The following is an 18,185-nucleotide window of genomic DNA, read 5'->3' as shown; positions in this document are numbered from 1 at the left end:
TGCGACCCGGTGCGCTTCGATGCATCACCCACCCAGGGCGATGATCGCCATGGTCAGGCACACGCCTATCACCATCATGCCCAGGCCTGCCCGCCACGCGCCCAGGCCGGCGTACCTGCCCAATACGAAGCCACCGAAGAACAGCATGGCCAGGCTCAGCACGCGCGAGACCAACAGTGCCCTGGGCACATCATCGATCAGCATGAAAGGCAGCACGACGGGGAACGTCGACAGCACGACGATGAAGAACACGCGCGCAGCCCGCAAGAAATCGATGAAATAAAGCCGCGGGCGTTCCGGCAGCGGTTCAAGATGGACCAACCTGCCCCGCAATGGCTCCAGGTCGGCGTCCGTCACGAGGATCTCGATAAACGACGGCAGCGCGTTTCGGACCAGTCCGATACCCGTCGCCGCATCGGGTGCGCTCTTCATATCAAGTGCAAGCGTCAGCCGATGGCCGCGGCTGGTCAGCGTATGCAAGAGATACATCATGGCGTCGGCCAGGCCCCAGGCGAGGTTGCAACCCAGGGCGGCGCGCCACATGGTCGATGGGGATTCCTGATCGGGCCCGACCGTCGAGACGGCGCCGACAAAGGTCAACGCCATCAGCAGGCCAAAGCACATCTCTGAAACGCGCTCCACCACATCCAGACCCGCGCCCGCAACCACGGATGGCTTGGCTTCTGAGGGGCTTCTCGCGTGATTCATGACGCTACTCCTCTAAGCGGGTCCGTTGCCGGGGCGTGTCGAGTGAGCACCCGGATGCGGACAACGGAACGGCGATCGAAGTGTTGGCCTGCTGATCGGTCTCACCACGAAGACCGCTGGAACGCATCGATGCGGCGGCGGTAAAGATGGCCGTCCTATTTCTTTTTGATCAGTGCGAAAAGCGGCGCGGAAATAAGCAGGATCAGAAGCGCCTTGCGGCCCAGTTCCGCGCCCTGCCCCAGCACGACGCTCAGGCAATACAGGCAGGCCACCACGCCAATCACGATATAGAGTCGAACCTTGCCAGCCGACATGTCGATCTCACGATTGAGTCGCCACATGGACACGACTGAATAAAGGTACGGCAGCACCATGAGCACGACCGTGGCATCCGTGATGTGGGCGAACTGCGTCGCCACATCCGGCGACGTCGTGATGACCAGCATCAAGGTCATCATCGCGCCGGTCACGATCAGGTTCTGAACCGGCATGCCCTGCTGGTTGGTCAATGAAAAACGATGGGGAAACATGCCGTCGCGGCCAGCTGCCTCGGCGGACTGGGCGGTAATCAGAATCCAGCCCACCAGCGAACCGGATGCCTTGAGGATGGCCGCCAGCGAAATGATCACGGCCGCCCAGGGACCCAGCATCACCTGGGCGGCCTCCGCGAATGGCGCGCCGGAAATGCGCAGCTCGGCCCCGGGAATGATGCCCATCAGCACGGTGCAGCAGGAAATATAAATCGCCGTCGAAACCAGCAAGCCAATGATGGTGGCCAGGGGCACGTTGCGCTTGGGGTTCTCGATGACGCCCGCTGAAACAGCGGCGCTCTCCACGCCGAGAAACGCCCACAGGGCAATCGCGCCACTTCGACTGATCGCCGTGATCGTCGGCAGCTGCTCGGGATTCCAGCTGGCGGCAAAAACATCGGGCCGGAACCAGAACCAGCCGAGCAGACCAACGAAGGCAATCGGCAGGATGCCGGCCACGGTGCTGATCGCCGTGAAATGTCCCACTGCGCGGGCATCTCGCGTGTTGAGCCAGACAAACAGCCAGATGATGCCCGCCGTGCATGCATTGGCGATCCACGGATTCTTCAGCACCGGAAAAAAGACCGCTAGGTAACCGGTCACCGACACCGCAATCGCCACGTTGCCGATGACGTTCGCGACCCAGTAGAGAAAGTTGGTCTGGAAGGCCGGGAATGCGCCCATGTGATCGCGCGCATAGGCATACGGGCCGCCCGCCTTGGGCTCGACCATGCCCATGTGCGCGAAGACCAGGCCTAGCGCACTGGCACCGAGTGCCGCCACGATCCAGCCAAACAGCGAAATACTCCCAACGCTGGCCAGGCTCGATGGCAACAGGAACAGGCCGGTCCCCACCATATTGGCGACGACCAATGAGGAAGCCCCAAGTAGCCCCATTTTCTTGCCGCCGCCGGTGACCATAGGGGTTCTCGCCTAGTAAGACCTCAGACACTGCAAGTAGTACTCACCGTCTTCGACCTCCACGCCATGCGTGTCATGGCCAAATCCAGGGAAGGTGTGATCCCAGCTCTGCAGTGCCTTGAGGTAGCCCACGTAAGGGCCATCGGCCGAACCGGCCACCTCGCCGGGCATCAGCATCGGTATGCCGGGCGGGTATGGAACCACGCTGGTCGCCAGCGTTCTGCCGGCCAGATCGGCCAAGGCCACACGCTCGATCTGCACCCGCAGCAACTGTTGATAGGCATCTGCCGGCGACATGCGCACTTCGGGAAGGCTCGAATAGGCATGCTGCAGATGCTGCGTCTGACTGGTCCGCTTCATCTCCGCAAACATCTGGTCGCCAAGGCCACGCAAGCCAAGACTGCCGTAACGCTCCGGATGACCTGACACCAGATCCGGCATCACACGCTCCAGCGGCCGGTCTTCATCGTAGTCACGCTTGAAATCCAGGAAGGCCGTGATCAAGGTGCTCCATTTCGCCTTGGTGATGCCGATCGAGAACAGGAACAAGACACCGAAGTCACTGGTCTTCTCCACCACGATGCCACGCGCCCCGAGGTAGGCCGTGAGCAGCGTCGCGGGGAATCCCTGCGCGCCGAGCGAACCGTCGTCCTGGACACCGGGAGTCAGCACCGTCACCTTGATCGGATCGAGCATGCAGTAGCCGTCTTCCAGATCGCCGAAGCCGTGCCAGTTGTCGCCGGGATGGAGGACCCAGGCATTGGCGTCCTCCGCGAGCAGCTCCGGTGCCGCATCGACAAATTCGATCTTCTTGCCGGTGTTGAGGTCAGTGATCACTTCCGGATTCCATGTACGGAAGAACCACGAGCCCTTCTGGGCGAAGTCGCGATTCAAGCGCCCTACGATCTGGCGGAAATGGATCGCCTCATCGATGCACTCACGGGTCAGGCTCACGCCACCCAGACCATCCATCATCGAAGCGGCGACTTCGTTTGACGCCATGATCGGGTAGAACGGCGAGGTGGAGCCGTGCATCATGAACGACTCATTGAATCGCGCATGCGGGATGCTGCTGCGACCGTCGCGCACGTGGATATACGACGCCTGCGAAAACGCGGCGAGCAATTTGTGCGTGGAGTGGGTGGTGAAAACCGTCGGCCCGTTCGGATCATGCGCCGTGGCCGGACCGTGCATGGCCAGTCGCCCGGAGTAAAGCGGATTGAACCTGGCATAGCCATACCAGGCTTCATCGAAGTGGACGCGATCGACCCAGCCACCCACTTCCTCAAGCACTCTTGCGGTGTTGTAGCAAAGGCCGTCATAGGTGGAGTTGGTCACCACCACGAACACCGGCTGTTGATCCGCCAGGTTCTTCGATAAGGGATTCGCCGCGACAGCGCTGCGAACGCTGGCCTGGGAAAACTTGTCCGGATAGATCGGCCCGATCAGCCCGTATCGATTGCGATGTGGCACCAGATAGTGCGGAATGCCGCCGGTCATGGTCAGGCCGTGCTCGATCGACTTGTGACAGTTGCGGTCGCACAACACCACCTGGTCGCGCCCCACGCAGGCCATGAAGATGATGCGATTGGACGTGGATGATCCGTTGGTGACGGTATAGCTGCGATGCGAGCCGAAAATGCGCGCGATGTACTTCTCGCTCTCGCCTATCGGCCCGGTATGGTCCAGCAGCGAGCCGATCTCTCCTACGCTGATGGACAGATCCGTGCGGAAGATATGCTCGCCATAAAAATCGTAGAAGGCGCGACCCGTCGGATGCTTGAGGAAGGCGGTGCCACCGGTGTGGCCTGGTGTATGCCATGAGTATTCGTGCACTTCATTGAAGTTGGCCAGCGCGGCGGTCAGCGGACCGAACAAGGTCCCGAGGTAAATCCGCATGGCGGCGTGCACACGGCCGCTGACAAAGGTGGCCGAGTCCTGCGACAGCCAGATCAGCTCGTTGATCGCCTGGACCGTCTCCACGCTCAGCGTTTGCGCCTTCTCCGGTTCCGTCATGAGAAAGATGGGCACGTTCTCGTTGCGCGCACGAATGACGTTGATCAGACCGATGGCCGCCGCATTGTCCTTCTCGACGCCTTCGGCATTGGGCAGCGACCAGTCGATCAGCATGGCGTGGATGGCAGCATCGGAGACGATGGAGGAGCGCGCGTCGTCGACGGTCGAGGCCGTGGTCGTCTCGATATTGCGGTCGGCAAACTCCTGCTCCAGCGTGCGGCAGGCCCTGCCGCCGGCGCTGTCGGTGCCGACTTTGGAGTGAACCAGCAACACGCGCAGCTTTTGACGCAGGTTACGACGCTCGAGCATGATGATTCTCCTGGTTGGCGGCATGCGTATGCCCGCCGCCATCTGAAACCCACTGCGCGCCGTGATCGTTCGTCACTGACACGGCCCACCATTCATTTTTTGCGCGTAGCCTTTGCCTGCTTGGCCGCAACCTGCTTATCCAGCACGACGCGCACCCACATATCGCCATTGGCATCGGCGTGCATGTTCTGCACTTCTCTTGCGAAGCCGGGGAACTTGCGCCCATAGGCCTCCACGGCCTGCAGGAAGCGAAAGATCGGGCCGCCTTTGGGATCCATGCGCTCGCCCGGCATCAGCACGGGAATGCCCGGCGGATACGGAACAATCATTAGCGCGGCGATCCGCCCTGGCATATCGGCAATGCGCACTTCTTCCGTGGTGCCGTGAATCAGATGCTGATAAGCCTCCGCCGGGGTCAAAACAGGCTCGGAAAGCGTCTCGCCGGCCTTGTTCGCCATCGCCTGCAGATCGAGCTCACTCATCGCCTCGTGCATCTCATCGCACAGCTGCGGCAGGGTCATCTCGCGGTAGCGATCGGGATAGGCATGCACCAGGTCGGGCAGCGCCTCTTCGAGCGTCGCATTGCGGTCGTACAGCCGCTTGAACGACAGCAAGGTCTCCAGCAAGGTGCCCCACTTGCCCTGCGTGGTGCCCACGGAAAACAGCACCAACACGGTGTAGTCGCCGGTTCGCGCAATCGCCTGCCGACGCGCATCGAGGAACTTGGTCAACACCGCACCGGGTATGCCGCGCTTGGCCAACTTGCCCTTGGCATCCGTGCCTGGGCAAAGAATGGTGACCTTGGTCGGATCAAGCATGCAGAAATCATCCTTGACCACATCGTCCGGCAAGCCGTGCCAGGCGTCGCCAGCCCGCAAGGTCCAGCACGCTGTCGATTCGGCCAGTACATCGAGCGGCGCCTCATGGAATGGAACCTGTTTTCCCTTGATGGGAACACGCGGTGGCTGGAACAGCGAAAAGAACCATTGCCCGTCGTCCTGCAGACGCTGACCGACCAGCGCGACCGTCCGGCGAAACGCCACGGCAAGGTCAACCGTTTCGCGCAGCAGGGCCGGGCCCGATGGCTCATCCATCATGGCCGAGGCGATATCCAGCGACGCGATCAACGGGTAGAACGGCGATGTGGTGCCATGCATCATGAATGCTTCTTTCACCGGCGCCATCGCCAGCTCACCACGCTTGCTGTTGCTCACGTGGATATAGGACGCCATCGAGAATGCAGGAAGCATCTTGTGCGTCGACTGCACGGCGAGGACGGTCGGGCGATTCTTGATGTCACGCGGCACACCCATCGCGAAACGATGCTTGTAAAGCGGATGGAATTTTCCGTAGGCGTACCACGCCTCGTCGAAATGCACGCGATGGACGCTGCTTGAGAGCATCTCCACCACCTTGTCCACGTGGTACAGCAACCCGTCATAGGTTGGATTGGTGACCACGGCGTAGACAGGTTCCTTCGACTTGGCGCCCGCCGACAGAGGCGAATCGGCGATCAGGCTCTGGATATGCGCATGGGAGAAACGCTTGGGAGGAATCAGGCCGATCATGCCGTAGCCGTTGCGGCTGGGCTGAAAATAAACAGGCCGCGCCCCTGACAAAGTCATCGCATGGTTGAGCGACTTGTGGCAGTTGCGGTCGGCAATGACCATCTCGTCCTTGCCGATGCAGGCCTGGACCACGATGCGATTGGAGGCTGACGAGCCTGCGAGCACGTAGAACGTCCAATCCGCGCCAAATACCCGCGCTGCCATGCGCTGCGAATCGGCCGGCGGCCCCTCGATATCCAGCCATGAACCCAGCTCCGCATTGGATATGCCGATGTCGGCCCGCATGATGTTCTCGCCAAAGAACTCATGGAACTCCGCGCCGGCAGGATGCTTGAGATAGGCGGCACCGCCCATGTGGCCCGGGGCATCCCACTGATACGCGCCCTCTTCCGTGAGCTTCTTGAGCGCCTTGAAGTACGGCGGCAGCAGGCCGCTGTGATAGTCGTCGATGGCGAACTGCAGGCGGCGCGCAAAGAACTCGGGCGTCTCGCTGCCGACGTTCACGTATTCGCGCACCTCCGAGATCAGACTCAACGGTACGTCGGGCGTCTGGATGCTGCGCGTCAGCAGGAAGATCGGCACCTTCAGCGACTTCTCGCGCACGGCACGCACGATCTTCATCGCCGACTCTTCCGCCATCGTCCCGGTCTCACCGAGATCCCAGTCAATCGCCACCGCCGAATACGAGGGCTTGCCGCGCGCGATCGCCAGGCCGTCCTCGCCACTCATGGCCTGCACGACCTGGATGCCGCGATCTTCGATGGCCTTGCCCAGGCGGGACAACGCCAGCCGGAAGGCCGATCCCTCGTTCGGCAAGTCGGTGGAGACAAAAAGAATCCATGGATGATTCATCGACATGAGGTGCGTACTCCGGTGCAGTTCAAGCGTTGCCGATACAGGCGGTAACCCGGCGCATTCGCGCGACCTCAGGGGTTAAGGTCATAGCGAAACGTTGTTTGCAGACGCTGTCCCTGCCCACGCAGATCGGTAAGCGCAATGTTCTGGCCCCACAGGTACTCCACACCGAACATGGCGCGCTCGCTGAATTTCCAGGCCAGGTTGATCGACCCGAACTTGGTGCTCTTGGGCTGGTCCGGATTGATCAGCATGTTCGATTGTGGGCTGATCCTGAGATAACCCCAGGCCACGCTTGAGGTCAGGTCTTCGCGCCAGGCGTGCGTGTAACCCGCGCCGTAGCCTCGTGCGCGGATGGCGCGCAGGTCGCCTTGCGTCGTAAAGGCGGCGTCCAGTCCAAGCCCTGAAATATCCTGCAGGAAATTGGCGTAACCCTTGCCGTAGCTGGCCCATCCCTGGACGCTGTCATGTTCGAACAGGGCCGTGGTGCCGGTCAGCTGGGTTGCAAAGCCCGTCGTGCTGCGCGTGCGCGCCGTGGCGTTCTCCACGCGCAGATCGCGAAGAATATTGGCCCACAGGACATGCCAGCTGGGCGCCTGCCACCTCAAGCCGAGGGTGATGTCGGGGCGACGCGAATACGTGTTGAATCCTTCGATGACGCTGATGTCCGCATTGGGCTTTTCCAACGACATCGGCAAGGTCAAGGCGCTCTCGCCGCTCCTGTACAGCACGGGTGAGAAGCGGATCTGCGGACCATATTTGAAGGTGAACGAGTTGGGTCCCTCGTAATCGAGCGTGTTGGGGAACACATCGATATCGGTGAACGCCGAGATGTTGTAGCCGGCCAGCAAGGAGTAATGTTCGTTGTCCAGCTCGCCGTAGAACGCCTGCAGGTTGTACGGCATGTCGCCGCTGCCGCTGCCGAAGAAGTTGTTCTTGTAGACGACTTTGAGCGTCCCGTAATCGGTCTGGCGCTGGAAATCCATGCGGAAGATGCTTTGCCTGGCGCTCATGGTGGAGCGCCTCCCACTGTCATAGAGCGGCTGTCCGCGCACCGGGATCGACGAGGGAACAAACAGATCCGCCGCGCCCATGTAGGTGCTGTCGGCCATCGCATCCAGCTGCGCCACCAGGTCGATCTTGAGCAGATTGCCCGTATCACCCAGCCGCACATAGCCTTCAGGCAGTGGTTCGTAGGCGCCGGCAACGGCAGAAGGCGGCCGGTAGGGCGGCGGCCCGGAAGGTGTCGGTGCCGGCGGAGCCGTTGCCGAACTCGTCAGCGCTGGCGCCGCTGCCTTGGCTTGCGCGGCAGTGGCTTCCTGGCTTTGCTCCTTTGCTTCCAGCTCCTCCAGGCGCGACTGCATCTTCTGCATCACCTGCTGCTGCGCCTGCATCTGCGCCTTGACCTGTTCCAGTTGTGCCTTGAGCTCTGCAGTCTCCGATGACTGCGCCATCGCCCCCGGACTGAAGGTCGCAAGACCGCCTATCAGGAGTGGCGCACACAGGAGTGTCTGCTGTCGCATGAAGCCGAACGATGGCCGATGCATGCTGATGCCTCCAGTCAACCTAGTAGCACTGAACGGGAAGCTGGTGCCGGACCTTCGCGCGGCGCCTCAACGCTGCAATGACATCAGCTCAACCAAACACAACGAGAGGGCGCCGGCACAAAGCGTATGCCGGCGCCCTCCTGGCGCTACTCGGGTAACGCCGTATCGCGGAACCAGTCCTTGACCGACTGATCAGGCTTGCCCATGTACTGCTCATAGATCCCGTTGATCTTTCCCGTGCGATAGAGCCGGCTCAACACCTGGTCGACCAGCAGACGGAAATCCGGGTCGTTGCGCGCCAAGGCCAACGACAACGGCTCATTGTCGAAAACCCGGTTGAGCACGACGACCTGGCCCGTCCCATCCTTCTTGGCCAGGTCCAGAAGCACATTGCGCTCGGCAAAGAATCCGTCGACCCTGCCATCCTGCAGTTCCTTCAGGCCGGTATCGAGGTCGGGCACGGAAGAAACGACGCTGTTGACCTTCAGTTCGTCGCGGCGCTCCTTGAGCAACTTCTCGGACAGCGAGCCCGCGATGACGGCAAAGTTGCGCTGCTGCAGCACCGCGAGCATCGGCGAACCTCGCCAGATCGGGCGTCCACCGGACTCCCCCGTCTCAAGCAGATCGCGCAACGCGACCGGCGCATCCTTGCGCAGCATCACGCCGGTGCCTCCCGTCAGTATCGGGATCGAGAAACTCACCTCGGACATGGCGCTCAAGGATGGCGCGGACGGCCCACAGAGCAAGTCAACACGACCCTCGGCAACGGACTTGAAACGATCGGCTGCGTCGACCGCCACAAACTCCGTGGAAATATTGGGCGCGTGCAAGAGCTCCTGTGTCGCATCCACAATATGGCGGCACACGGCGATCGCGTAGCCGTCGGCGGTGCCAGGCTTGTCCTCATAGGTGAACGGCCGGGCGTTGGCATAGTAGCCAATGGTGAACTTGCCGCTCGCACGTACGCGATCTAGCGTAGCGCTGCCGGGGCTCACGGTCTGCGCCACGATCGTCGGCACCTGCATCACCAGCAGCCCGATCATCGCCCAGCGCAACAGGCTGTTACGCACAACAACACTATTCATGCGTGACATGTCGTCTCTCCTGGAAAGCCTTGTTCTGCCTCGGCGAGTTATCCACGCAGGGGCTCCCCGGCAAAGGGAGCCGAAAAGCGAGGCGCCAGGAAGCCGTAAATGGCGAAGGTAAGCGCCATCACGATGGTTGCACCGAGCACCGCCTCCATACCGGATGCATAGATGGCATAGGTGCTGTAAAGCATCGCCACGGTAACCACGAACGCGTTGAGCCTGAAGGTATGTTGGGGAACCGATGCCTTGCGCATCATGATCATCAGCGCCGAGAGCGCGAGAATATAGGGGATGACGTTGGTCACCACCGCAAGGTTGACCAGCACCGCAAACTGCTCGCCCAGGCTGGGTGATGCCGTGGACAACGCCATCAGGCTCTGCACCACGCCCATCACGATCATGCCGATGACCGGCGCCGTCATCTTGTTGGTCTTGGCGAAGAAGGTCGGGAACATGCGTCCCTCGGCAGCCGTCTTTGCCGTTTGCGCGATGGTGAACTGCCAACCCAGCAGTGAGCCCAGGCAGGCAAGAATGGCCAGCGCGCGGATGATCGCGCCCACGGTCGGGTTGAACATCTGCGAGTACGCCAGCGCGAACGGTCCGGTGGACTTGGCCAGCTCCGCATTGGGCACAATGCCCTGGATCACCGTGGTGGACAGGACGTAGATCACGGCAGCGCCCAGCGTGCCGAGCATGCATGCCATGGGCACGTCCCGCTTGGGATTCTCCACGGCATCGGAGTTCTGCGCCGCCGACTCCATGCCGAGGAAGGCCCACAATGTCAGTGCAATGCTCGAATCCATGCCCTTGAAGAAACTCAAGCCTTGAGGATTCCACGCGGCCGAAAAAGTCGATCCCTTGAACCAGAACCAGCCGATGATCGACAGGCCAGCCACCGGGACGATGACGCCCCATACGGTGATCGAGCCAATTTTGCCAGTGACACTCGGACCGCCGAAGTTCGCGAGCGTCGTCAACCAGATCAACCCGATCACGCTGATGCACGTGGACATGGGCGTCGACGACAGCCACGGGAAGAAGGCAGCGAGATAGCCCACCGCTGAGATGGCGATCGCCACGTTGCCGATGGCAAGCGACAGGAAGTACAGAAAGAACGTCAGGAAGTAACCGCCCTTTCCATACGCCTCTTCAGCGTAGGCCGCCATGCCGCCGGCGCGCTGACTGAGCAGCCCCGCCTGTGCGAAACCGTAGGCGATGGCCATGGAACCCAGCGCCGTGACAGCCCACGACGTCAACGAGATCGCACCGACCTGGGCCATGTTTGCCGGGAGCATGATGATGCCTGAGCCCATCATGTTGACCGCCACCAGGACGGTTAGCTGCATCATGCTCATCTTCTTCGTGCTGCCGTTCATCACCGCCTCCCAATTCCGAATTGCGGAGTTAGCGCGACCCGCCACGCAAGCACTCGCAGCCGACCGAAACGACCGGCAGTCGATCAATGAATTGCCCCGCCCCTGTGAAATGAATTCTCAAGCAACAAAAAACATCTTTAATCGATAGTGAGCCACCATCAATCAAATCAGCGTGAACCGTCGCAAATACTCGCGCTTAATCCTTTGGAAGGCTATATGGCCAAATACTTAGTTAATCATGAACCTGCCAACAACTCTGCAATGCCGTAATTACTGAATTAGAAATACCAAGTTTTCCTAGGTAGTTTTATTGGCTTCGACGCCGACGAAGCCTCCATGGGCGCCTGCTCTTTTTTATCCTGGCCTTGTTCTGGTTGATGATGTCCATAACGGCGGCAGTCATCACCGCAGTCGATAAGCCGAACATCAGAATGCCGTTGGCCGCCTCAAGCGGGCCGAGCATGCGCCAGCGCGGGGACATCACGACATCGCCATACCCCAGCGTGACGAAGTTGACCCCCGAGTGGTAGAGCGCCGTCTTGAAATCGTCGAACTCGCCAAGCAGCATGAACAGCGCCGCCCAGATCACGGTCTCGGCGAAGTAACCAAGCGTCAGCAGGAGCAGCACCGTGTACAGCAGCAATACGTTGCCCGTTGCCGTTTCCTTGCCCCTGTGGGAAAGCTTGTAGCGGGCATACTGACGCAGGCTGATGTTGAGGAAGAACGCCTGCAGCAGCAGGCAAACCAACATCACGGGGAGGCCGATCAATAGATTGAGCAACACGGGGACCTCCTCCGCGCATCGATGGCGGCAGGCAACGGTGAGGAGTGCGCGGCCGGGTCAGGTCTGCTTTGGCGCCGATGGTTCGTCGATCGGCGGCTGTTCCTCAACCCATTGCCAGAACAGCTGGTAGCCGACTGCAAGCGCCACCGGGCCGATGAACAGGCCGATGATCCCGCCCGTGACCATGCCGCCCAGTGCACCGATCAACACCACCGGCATCGGCACATCGACGCCGCGGCCCAGCAAGAGCGGCTTGAGTACGTTGTCGGCCAGGCCCGCAACAAAGACATAGACCGCAAACACGATGGTGCCGACACTGGCGCCTTCCGTGGCGAACACGTAGGCGATGGCCGGTATCGTGATCAGGGTGGCCGGGAGCTGCATGATGCCCAGCAACAGCACGGCGAGGGCCAGGAGGCCGGCGCCTGGAATACCTATCAGCACGAAGCCGACGCCAACCAGCAGCATCTGAATGAAGGCGATGCCGATCACGCCCTGGGCGACGGCCCGGATGGTGGCAGTGCACAGGTGAGTGATCTGCGGCCCTCGTCCCGAGCTGAAGATGCGCGAGGAAATCTTCACCGCGCTGCGTTCCCCGCTTTCACCGAAGGCCATGAGGATGCCGGCGATGATCAGGGCAGCGATGAACATCAGAAAACCCAGGCCGGCATTGGCAAGCTTGCCCAACGCCATAAGACTGAACTCCTTCAGTTGCGGCGCGAGCTTCTGTGCCAGGCCGGTCAGGTCGGTGGCTGCTTGCAACCAGAAGCCATAGAGAGGCTTTCCAATCAGCGGCCAGCTGGCCACCGACTCGGACGGCGAGGGAATGCGGACCTTACCCTCCTTGACCACGTCCAGCGCCTTTTCAACCGACTCGGTCATCGACGTGCCCAACAGGTAGACCGGCACCATCAGGATGACGACGGCGATCAACACGATCAGGGTTGCCGTGCGGCCATCGCGATTGCCCAGCCTCCCCCGCAGCCTGAGATGCAGGGGATAGAGGGTGATCGCGAGGATCACCGACCAGAGCATCAGGTGAAGGAAGGGACTGAAGATCTCGAAGCAAAAGATCACCAGCGCGGCGATCAGCCCGGCGCGGATCAGGACATCGAGCAGCCCGCGGGACAGGGCTCTCTCGTACATTGACTTGAGGTACATGGATGGGCACCTTCTACGACAGAGTTTTGACTTTTCCTGTGGACTGCAATTTCAACGCGAAACTCAGCGTTACTCGCTAGCTGGACCACTCGCCACGGGTAACGATGGATGGCGGCAACTCGGCCAAGGCCTCTGCCGGTCCCTCGAGTTGCCAGATGTGTACGCAGCAACTCCATCCGTAATCTTCGGAAACGTGGCTTAGTGCAGAGCGCCACCTTGCAAACCAGGCATCGACAGCAGCAACTTCGTCCCTGTCATCCACAACTACGATGATATTGGCTCTAGGCATGGCATCCGCCCCTTGTCGAATCTACATCTCATTCAAATGGCTTGGAGACTCATGTGCCGGTTTAATTTGCCGTGGGCGTTACGCTCAAAGCGGCTCCGGCCTTCGGATAGGTTTCACGCATAAGCAAAGCGATGGCGAAGGCGAGGCACACACCTATCAGAAGTGGCCTGGCTGCGTATTGCGCCATCGCCAATGATCCTGAAGCGATGCCGCCCTCCAGTCCCGCGCCTACCAGCAAACCTGGTCGACTGATCATGATGCCGCCTACAATGAACATGATGCCGTTGACGATAGCCGCCGACGTACCGATGTTTTCGTGGGGAACTACATCGGCTGCCGTGCTGAATGCCAGCATGTGCGCGGCGTTGCCGAGGCCGAACGCAAAGCAAAGCGCCATATCCAAGGCCATGTCCAGGGGAGGCGCATAGAGCAACAACGCGAGCGCAGCAATCTGAATCGCGATACCAACGAGCGTGGGCAACCTTCGCCGCTTCAAGCGATCGGAAATGGACGGCACGATGAAGCAGCCAGCGGCCAGCCCGAGCCACAAGAGCGAGGACGCCAGATTCGCAATGCCAGGATCGAGCCCGCGCAAGGTCATTAGCTTGGGCCCCCAGGCCACCCCCAAGGCCAGCATGACTCCGAAACACAACGCACCGAAGGCGGCAGCCACCCATACGTGCGGCACCTTTCCCACTTCAAGCAGCGAATGACAGACGCCAGTGAGAAATGACCCCGCCGTCTGCCCAGGCGCACTCGCTGCCGACGGGAAGTCGCGCAACCACAGCACAGCCACGACAAGCAACACGATGCCCATGCCGGCAATGCCGTTGAACAGAGGACGCCATGAGGACATGGAGAGCGCCCAGGTCAGAAGGTTCTGATTGAACGCGGAAAAGAGCGAGGCGGCGAACTGCACCAGGCCGAACATGAAACTGAACTTCGCCCAGCCAAACCATGTCCCCCCGATATAGCCAGCCCCCACGAAGCCAGTGCAAGCGCCAAAGGCGACACACACTTGCGAGAGCAACAACATGCCGAGGTTCTTCGAATTGGCAAAGACGAAAATGCCGAGGATGACCAGCACGATCGCAGGCAACAGCACTCTCCGGGCACCCAGGCGGTCCAGCAACGGGCCACTGAGGAACTGGCAGATCGCGAATACCCAGGTATACAGCGCCGCAATGAGGCCAACCTGGGCGATGGAAAGGCCTACGTCCTTTTGCACGCTCGTGTTGACGATGGAGTAGGCCGTCTGAAAGCTGAAGTAATAGACCACAAACGCCACCGCGATCAGCCACACGCCCCACGCCTTAGAGGCGCCCTGCCGGACATCGGGATCAGCACCGCCCATGGCCCTACTCCTTTGCCTCAGTGACCGCTACCCGGATAGGTTTCTTTCATCAGTAGACCCACGATGAGGGCCAATACACAGGCGATAATGAGCGGCAGGCTGGCGTACTGGGCCAGAGGTAACGATGCGGGCTGCAGCCCGGACTCGACGCCAAGTCCGATCCTCACGCCCGGCCGACTGATCAGCACGCCACCGAGAATGAACATGATGCCGTTGACGATGGCGGCCGAGGTTCCGATCTGCCTGGGTTGCACGACATCAGCGGCACTGCTGAAGGCCAACATATGCGCAGCATTCGCAAAGCCGAAGATGAAGCACATGGTCATTGCCATCGCCGTGCCGACATCCGGCAGATACACAAGTGCTAGTAGCGCCGCCAATTGGACAGCCGCACCAAGGATGATGGGAAGCTTGCGCCGCTTGATGACGTCGGACCAATGCGGAATGACGGCGCTGCCGATAGCCAGACCAAACCAAAGCAGCGAGGCACCAAATCCCGCGGCGCTCTCACTTAAGCGGTGCACCATCAAGAGCTTCGGCATCCAGACCACGCCGAGCGCAAGCATCGCACCGAACGATAGAGCGCCGCCCAGCGACGCCACCCAGACATGGCCGATCTTTGCCACCTCGGCCATGCTCTTGAGTACGCCGGTAAAGAAGCCACCCGAGCCATCGCCATCGTGGTGGACGACAGGTGTCGGATTCTTGATGTACAGCAGGCCGACAACGAACAGGACAATGCCAAAAACGCCGGTCGCATTAAAGAGCGCTCTCCAGGTCATGGAGTTCAGGGCAAGCCCGATCAGGTTCACTGAAAATGCTGACGTCAGTGCAGCGACCACTTGCACAAGGCCAAACATGAAGCTGAATTTCGCCATGCCGAACCATTGCCCGCCGATGTACCCCGCCCCCACGAAGCCCGTGCAGGATCCGATAGCCACCACGATCTGGGAAACCAGCAAGATGCCGTAGTTGTTTGCGTTGGCAAAGATGAAGATGCCAATCGTGACCAGCGCGATCGAAACCGGCAGTACGCGCCGCGAACCAATGCGATCGAGCAAAGCGCCGCCGAAGAATTGGAATATCGCGAAGACCCACGTGTAGACCGCCGCGATGGCGCCCACCTGGGCGATCGTTAACCCGACGTCCTTCTGCACGCTGGGGTTGACGATCGAGTAACCGGTCTGGAAGCTGAAGAGATAAACAACAAAGATGACCGATAACGTCCACACCCACCATGCCATGCCGCCGCCGAGTACGGCAGTGCCAGGCTGGCTTGGGGAATTAACCATAGTGGCGGACATGGCAGATCTCCTCTAATGAGATGGTCGTCAGCGCGCGAGGTCACGACTTCGCTTGCTCGTAGCGCAATTGACCGGCGACATAAGTGGCTTGCACGGCACGGTCATCGCCCAGCGTCATCTGGATGAACAGCGCCTCATGAATGTCCTTTGCAAATTGCATCCGATACTCGATGATCGGCGTCGACTTCATGTTGAGAACGACAATGTCGGCCTCCATGCCGGGGGCGATGCTGCCGACCTTGTCCTCGATATACATCGCGTGCGCCGTGCCCCGTGTCGCCAGGTAGTAGGCGTGGCCAGCTGTGAGCGCATGGTTGTTGAGTTGGGCCGCTTTATAGGCTTCGTTGAGCGTAAGCAGGATGGAGAACGATGTGCCTGCACCCAGGTCCGTTCCCAGGCCAACGCGTACCGGTCTGCGCTTGTCTGCAGCGCGGAATACATCCAGATAACCGCTCCCCAGGAAGAAATTCGAAGTCGGGCAATGCGAGATCGCCGATCCGGTCGCATGCATACAGTCCATCTCGTCATCGGTCAGATGGATGCCATGGCCGAAGACGGCACGCGGGCGGCAAAGCTTGTGATGGTCGTAAACGTCCAGGTAGCCCTTCCTATCAGGGAACAACTCCTTGACCCAGGCCACTTCGCTACGGTTCTCCGATACATGAGTCTGCATATAGCAATCGGGGAATTCGCTCCAGAGCGCGCCCGCTGATTCGAGCTGATCGGCGGTGCTGGTTGGGGCGAAGCGGGGGGTGATCGCATACATCAGGCGACCGCGCCCGTGCCACTTGCCGATCAGCGCCTTGGAGTCGTCATAGCCGCTTTGCGTGGTGTCGAGCAGATAGTCCGGCGCATTCCGGTTCATCAAGACCTTGCCCGCCGCAATGCGCATGCCAAGGCGCTCGGCCTCCTCGAAGAGCGCGTCGACAGACTGCGGGAATACAGTGCAATAGATACAGTTAGTCGTGATGCCGTTTTTCAGGCACTCATTCAGAAACACCTTGGCCACCGAAGCGGCAAAAGCCTTGTCGGCATACTTGCGTTCGGGGCGTGTCCTAGATTTTGTGTAAACGGGCCTTTGGCAGGACACTGCCACCTGACCCGGAGACACCATGAGTCCACGCAAGCACGACGTGCCCGACGAGCTGCTTAGCAGCCTGTTGGCCAACTACAAGAAGCCCGAAGACCTGATCGGTGAGAACGGCCTGCTCAAACAGCTGACCAAACTGCTGGTCGAGCGGGCGCTGGATGCGGAGATGGCCGAGCACCTCGGTCACGACAAGCACGAACCGGTCGCCAACGTGGCCGGCAACACGCGCAACGGGCGCAGCCGCAAGACCCTCAAGGGCGAGTTCGGCGAGCTGCCGATTGAGATCCCTCGTGATCGGCACGGTAGCTTCGAGCCACAACTGATTCCCAAGCACCAGACCCGCTGGGCCGGCTTCGACGACAAGATCCTGTCGTTGTATGCGCGCGGCATGACCGTGCGCGAGATCCAGGCACATCTGGAAGAAATGTACGGGGCGGAGGTGTCGCCCAGCCTGATTTCCACGGTCACCGATGCGGTGGTCGATGAGGTCAAGGCATGGCAAGCCCGGCCACTCGACCCGGTGTATCCGATCGTCTACCTGGATTGCATCCACGTGAAGGTGCGCGAGGGCGCGGTGCGGGTCAAGGCGGTGTATCTGGCCATCGGCGTCACGATGGCCGGCGAGAAGGAGGTGCTGGGCCTGTGGCTGGCGCAAACCGAGGGCGCCAAGTTCTGGCTGCAGGTGGTGACGGAGCTGCGCAACCGCGGCGTGCAGGACATCTTCATTGCCTGCGTCGATGGCCTCAAGGGCTTCCCCGAAGCGATCGAAGCGGTCTTTCCGCACACCACCGTGCAGCTGTGTATCGTGCACATGGTGCGGCACAGCCTGAACTACGTATCGTGGAAGCGGCGGCCGGAGGTGGCGGCTGACCTCAAACGCATTTATGCCTGCGCCACTGCCGAGGAGGCCGAGCAACGGCTCGGCGAGTTCGAGGCGAAGTGGGATAAGGAGTACCTGCCGATCGGGCAGTCGTGGCGGCGTAACTGGCCGCGGCTGATTCCGTTCTTCGACTATCCGCCGGAGATCCGCAAGGTGATCTACACCACCAACGCGATCGAGTCGGTCAACATGAGCCTGCGCAAGCTGACCAAGAATCGCGGTGCATTCCCGAGCGACGAAGCCTTGGTGAAATTGTTCTACCTGGCCCTGCGCAACATCAGCAAGAAATGGACGCTGCCGATCCGCGACTGGAAGGCTGCATTGAACCGCTTTACGATTCAGTTCGAGGAACGACTTCCTCAGCGGTAACCCAAACCCCGGTTACACAAAATTCTGCACACGCCC

13 protein-coding genes are annotated in these 18,185 nt (G+C 60.7%); 1 reads left to right on the top strand and 12 read right to left on the bottom strand.

Features of this window, described 5'->3' with window-relative positions:
• Positions 1 to 24: 24 nt before the first annotated feature.
• From AB4Y82_RS06280 to guaD, 12 genes are all read right to left on the bottom strand, one after another.
• Positions 25 to 708 carry a hypothetical protein gene (locus AB4Y82_RS06280; protein ID WP_441603927.1) on the bottom strand — a complete coding sequence of 228 codons (684 nt, stop codon included), beginning with the start codon at positions 706 to 708 and terminating at the stop codon, positions 25 to 27.
• A gap of 155 nt (positions 709 to 863) precedes the next feature.
• A complete protein-coding gene (locus tag AB4Y82_RS06275; protein ID WP_441611165.1) occupies positions 864 to 2,159 on the bottom strand; it encodes an amino acid permease in 1,296 nt (431 codons plus the stop codon).
• A 12-nt stretch (positions 2,160 to 2,171) separates the two neighbouring features.
• Positions 2,172 to 4,484 carry an Orn/Lys/Arg decarboxylase N-terminal domain-containing protein gene (locus tag AB4Y82_RS06270; RefSeq protein WP_441603929.1) on the bottom strand — a complete coding sequence of 771 codons (2,313 nt, stop codon included), beginning with the start codon at positions 4,482 to 4,484 and terminating at the stop codon, positions 2,172 to 2,174.
• A gap of 92 nt (positions 4,485 to 4,576) precedes the next feature.
• The gene (locus tag AB4Y82_RS06265; RefSeq protein ID WP_441603930.1) at positions 4,577 to 6,910 is read right to left on the bottom strand and encodes an Orn/Lys/Arg decarboxylase N-terminal domain-containing protein; all 2,334 of its coding nucleotides are present in this window, start codon (positions 6,908 to 6,910) and stop codon (positions 4,577 to 4,579) included.
• 68 nt (positions 6,911 to 6,978) lie between these two features.
• On the bottom strand, positions 6,979 to 8,454 hold the full coding sequence (locus tag AB4Y82_RS06260) for a DcaP family trimeric outer membrane transporter (RefSeq protein ID WP_441603931.1): 1,476 nt from the start codon (positions 8,452 to 8,454) through the stop codon (positions 6,979 to 6,981).
• Between the two features lie 146 nt (positions 8,455 to 8,600).
• A complete protein-coding gene (locus AB4Y82_RS06255) occupies positions 8,601 to 9,548 on the bottom strand; it encodes an amino acid ABC transporter substrate-binding protein (RefSeq protein ID WP_441603932.1) in 948 nt (315 codons plus the stop codon).
• Between the two features lie 38 nt (positions 9,549 to 9,586).
• Complete coding sequence (gene potE / locus AB4Y82_RS06250) at positions 9,587 to 10,918, bottom strand: putrescine-ornithine antiporter (RefSeq protein WP_441603933.1); 1,332 nt, start codon at positions 10,916 to 10,918, stop codon at positions 9,587 to 9,589.
• A 307-nt stretch (positions 10,919 to 11,225) separates the two neighbouring features.
• On the bottom strand, positions 11,226 to 11,702 hold the full coding sequence (locus AB4Y82_RS06245; protein WP_441603934.1) for an ion channel: 477 nt from the start codon (positions 11,700 to 11,702) through the stop codon (positions 11,226 to 11,228).
• Positions 11,703 to 11,759: 57 nt separating this feature from the next.
• Positions 11,760 to 12,863 (bottom strand): AI-2E family transporter, encoded by a 1,104-nt coding sequence (locus tag AB4Y82_RS06240; protein WP_441603935.1) that lies wholly within the window; start codon positions 12,861 to 12,863, stop codon positions 11,760 to 11,762.
• 350 nt (positions 12,864 to 13,213) lie between these two features.
• A complete protein-coding gene (locus AB4Y82_RS06235; RefSeq protein WP_441603936.1) occupies positions 13,214 to 14,506 on the bottom strand; it encodes an MFS transporter in 1,293 nt (430 codons plus the stop codon).
• A 17-nt stretch (positions 14,507 to 14,523) separates the two neighbouring features.
• The gene (locus tag AB4Y82_RS06230) at positions 14,524 to 15,810 is read right to left on the bottom strand and encodes an MFS transporter (protein WP_441603937.1); all 1,287 of its coding nucleotides are present in this window, start codon (positions 15,808 to 15,810) and stop codon (positions 14,524 to 14,526) included.
• Between the two features lie 40 nt (positions 15,811 to 15,850).
• On the bottom strand, positions 15,851 to 16,924 hold the full coding sequence (gene guaD, locus AB4Y82_RS06225) for a guanine deaminase (protein ID WP_441611164.1): 1,074 nt from the start codon (positions 16,922 to 16,924) through the stop codon (positions 15,851 to 15,853).
• On the opposite strand from guaD, the gene AB4Y82_RS06220 reads away from it, so the two are divergent.
• On the top strand, positions 16,923 to 18,149 hold the full coding sequence (locus AB4Y82_RS06220) for an IS256 family transposase (RefSeq protein WP_441611163.1): 1,227 nt from the start codon (positions 16,923 to 16,925) through the stop codon (positions 18,147 to 18,149). The two genes, guaD and AB4Y82_RS06220, sit on opposite strands and share 2 nt — an antisense overlap.
• Positions 18,150 to 18,185 lie beyond the last annotated feature (36 nt).

The sequence above is a fragment of the Dyella sp. 2YAF14 genome (assembly GCF_052114725.1).
In the GTDB taxonomy this organism is placed as follows: domain Bacteria; phylum Pseudomonadota; class Gammaproteobacteria; order Xanthomonadales; family Rhodanobacteraceae; genus Dyella.
Note: the sequence above shows the minus strand (reverse complement) of the source record. Positions and strands in the feature narration are given on the sequence as shown.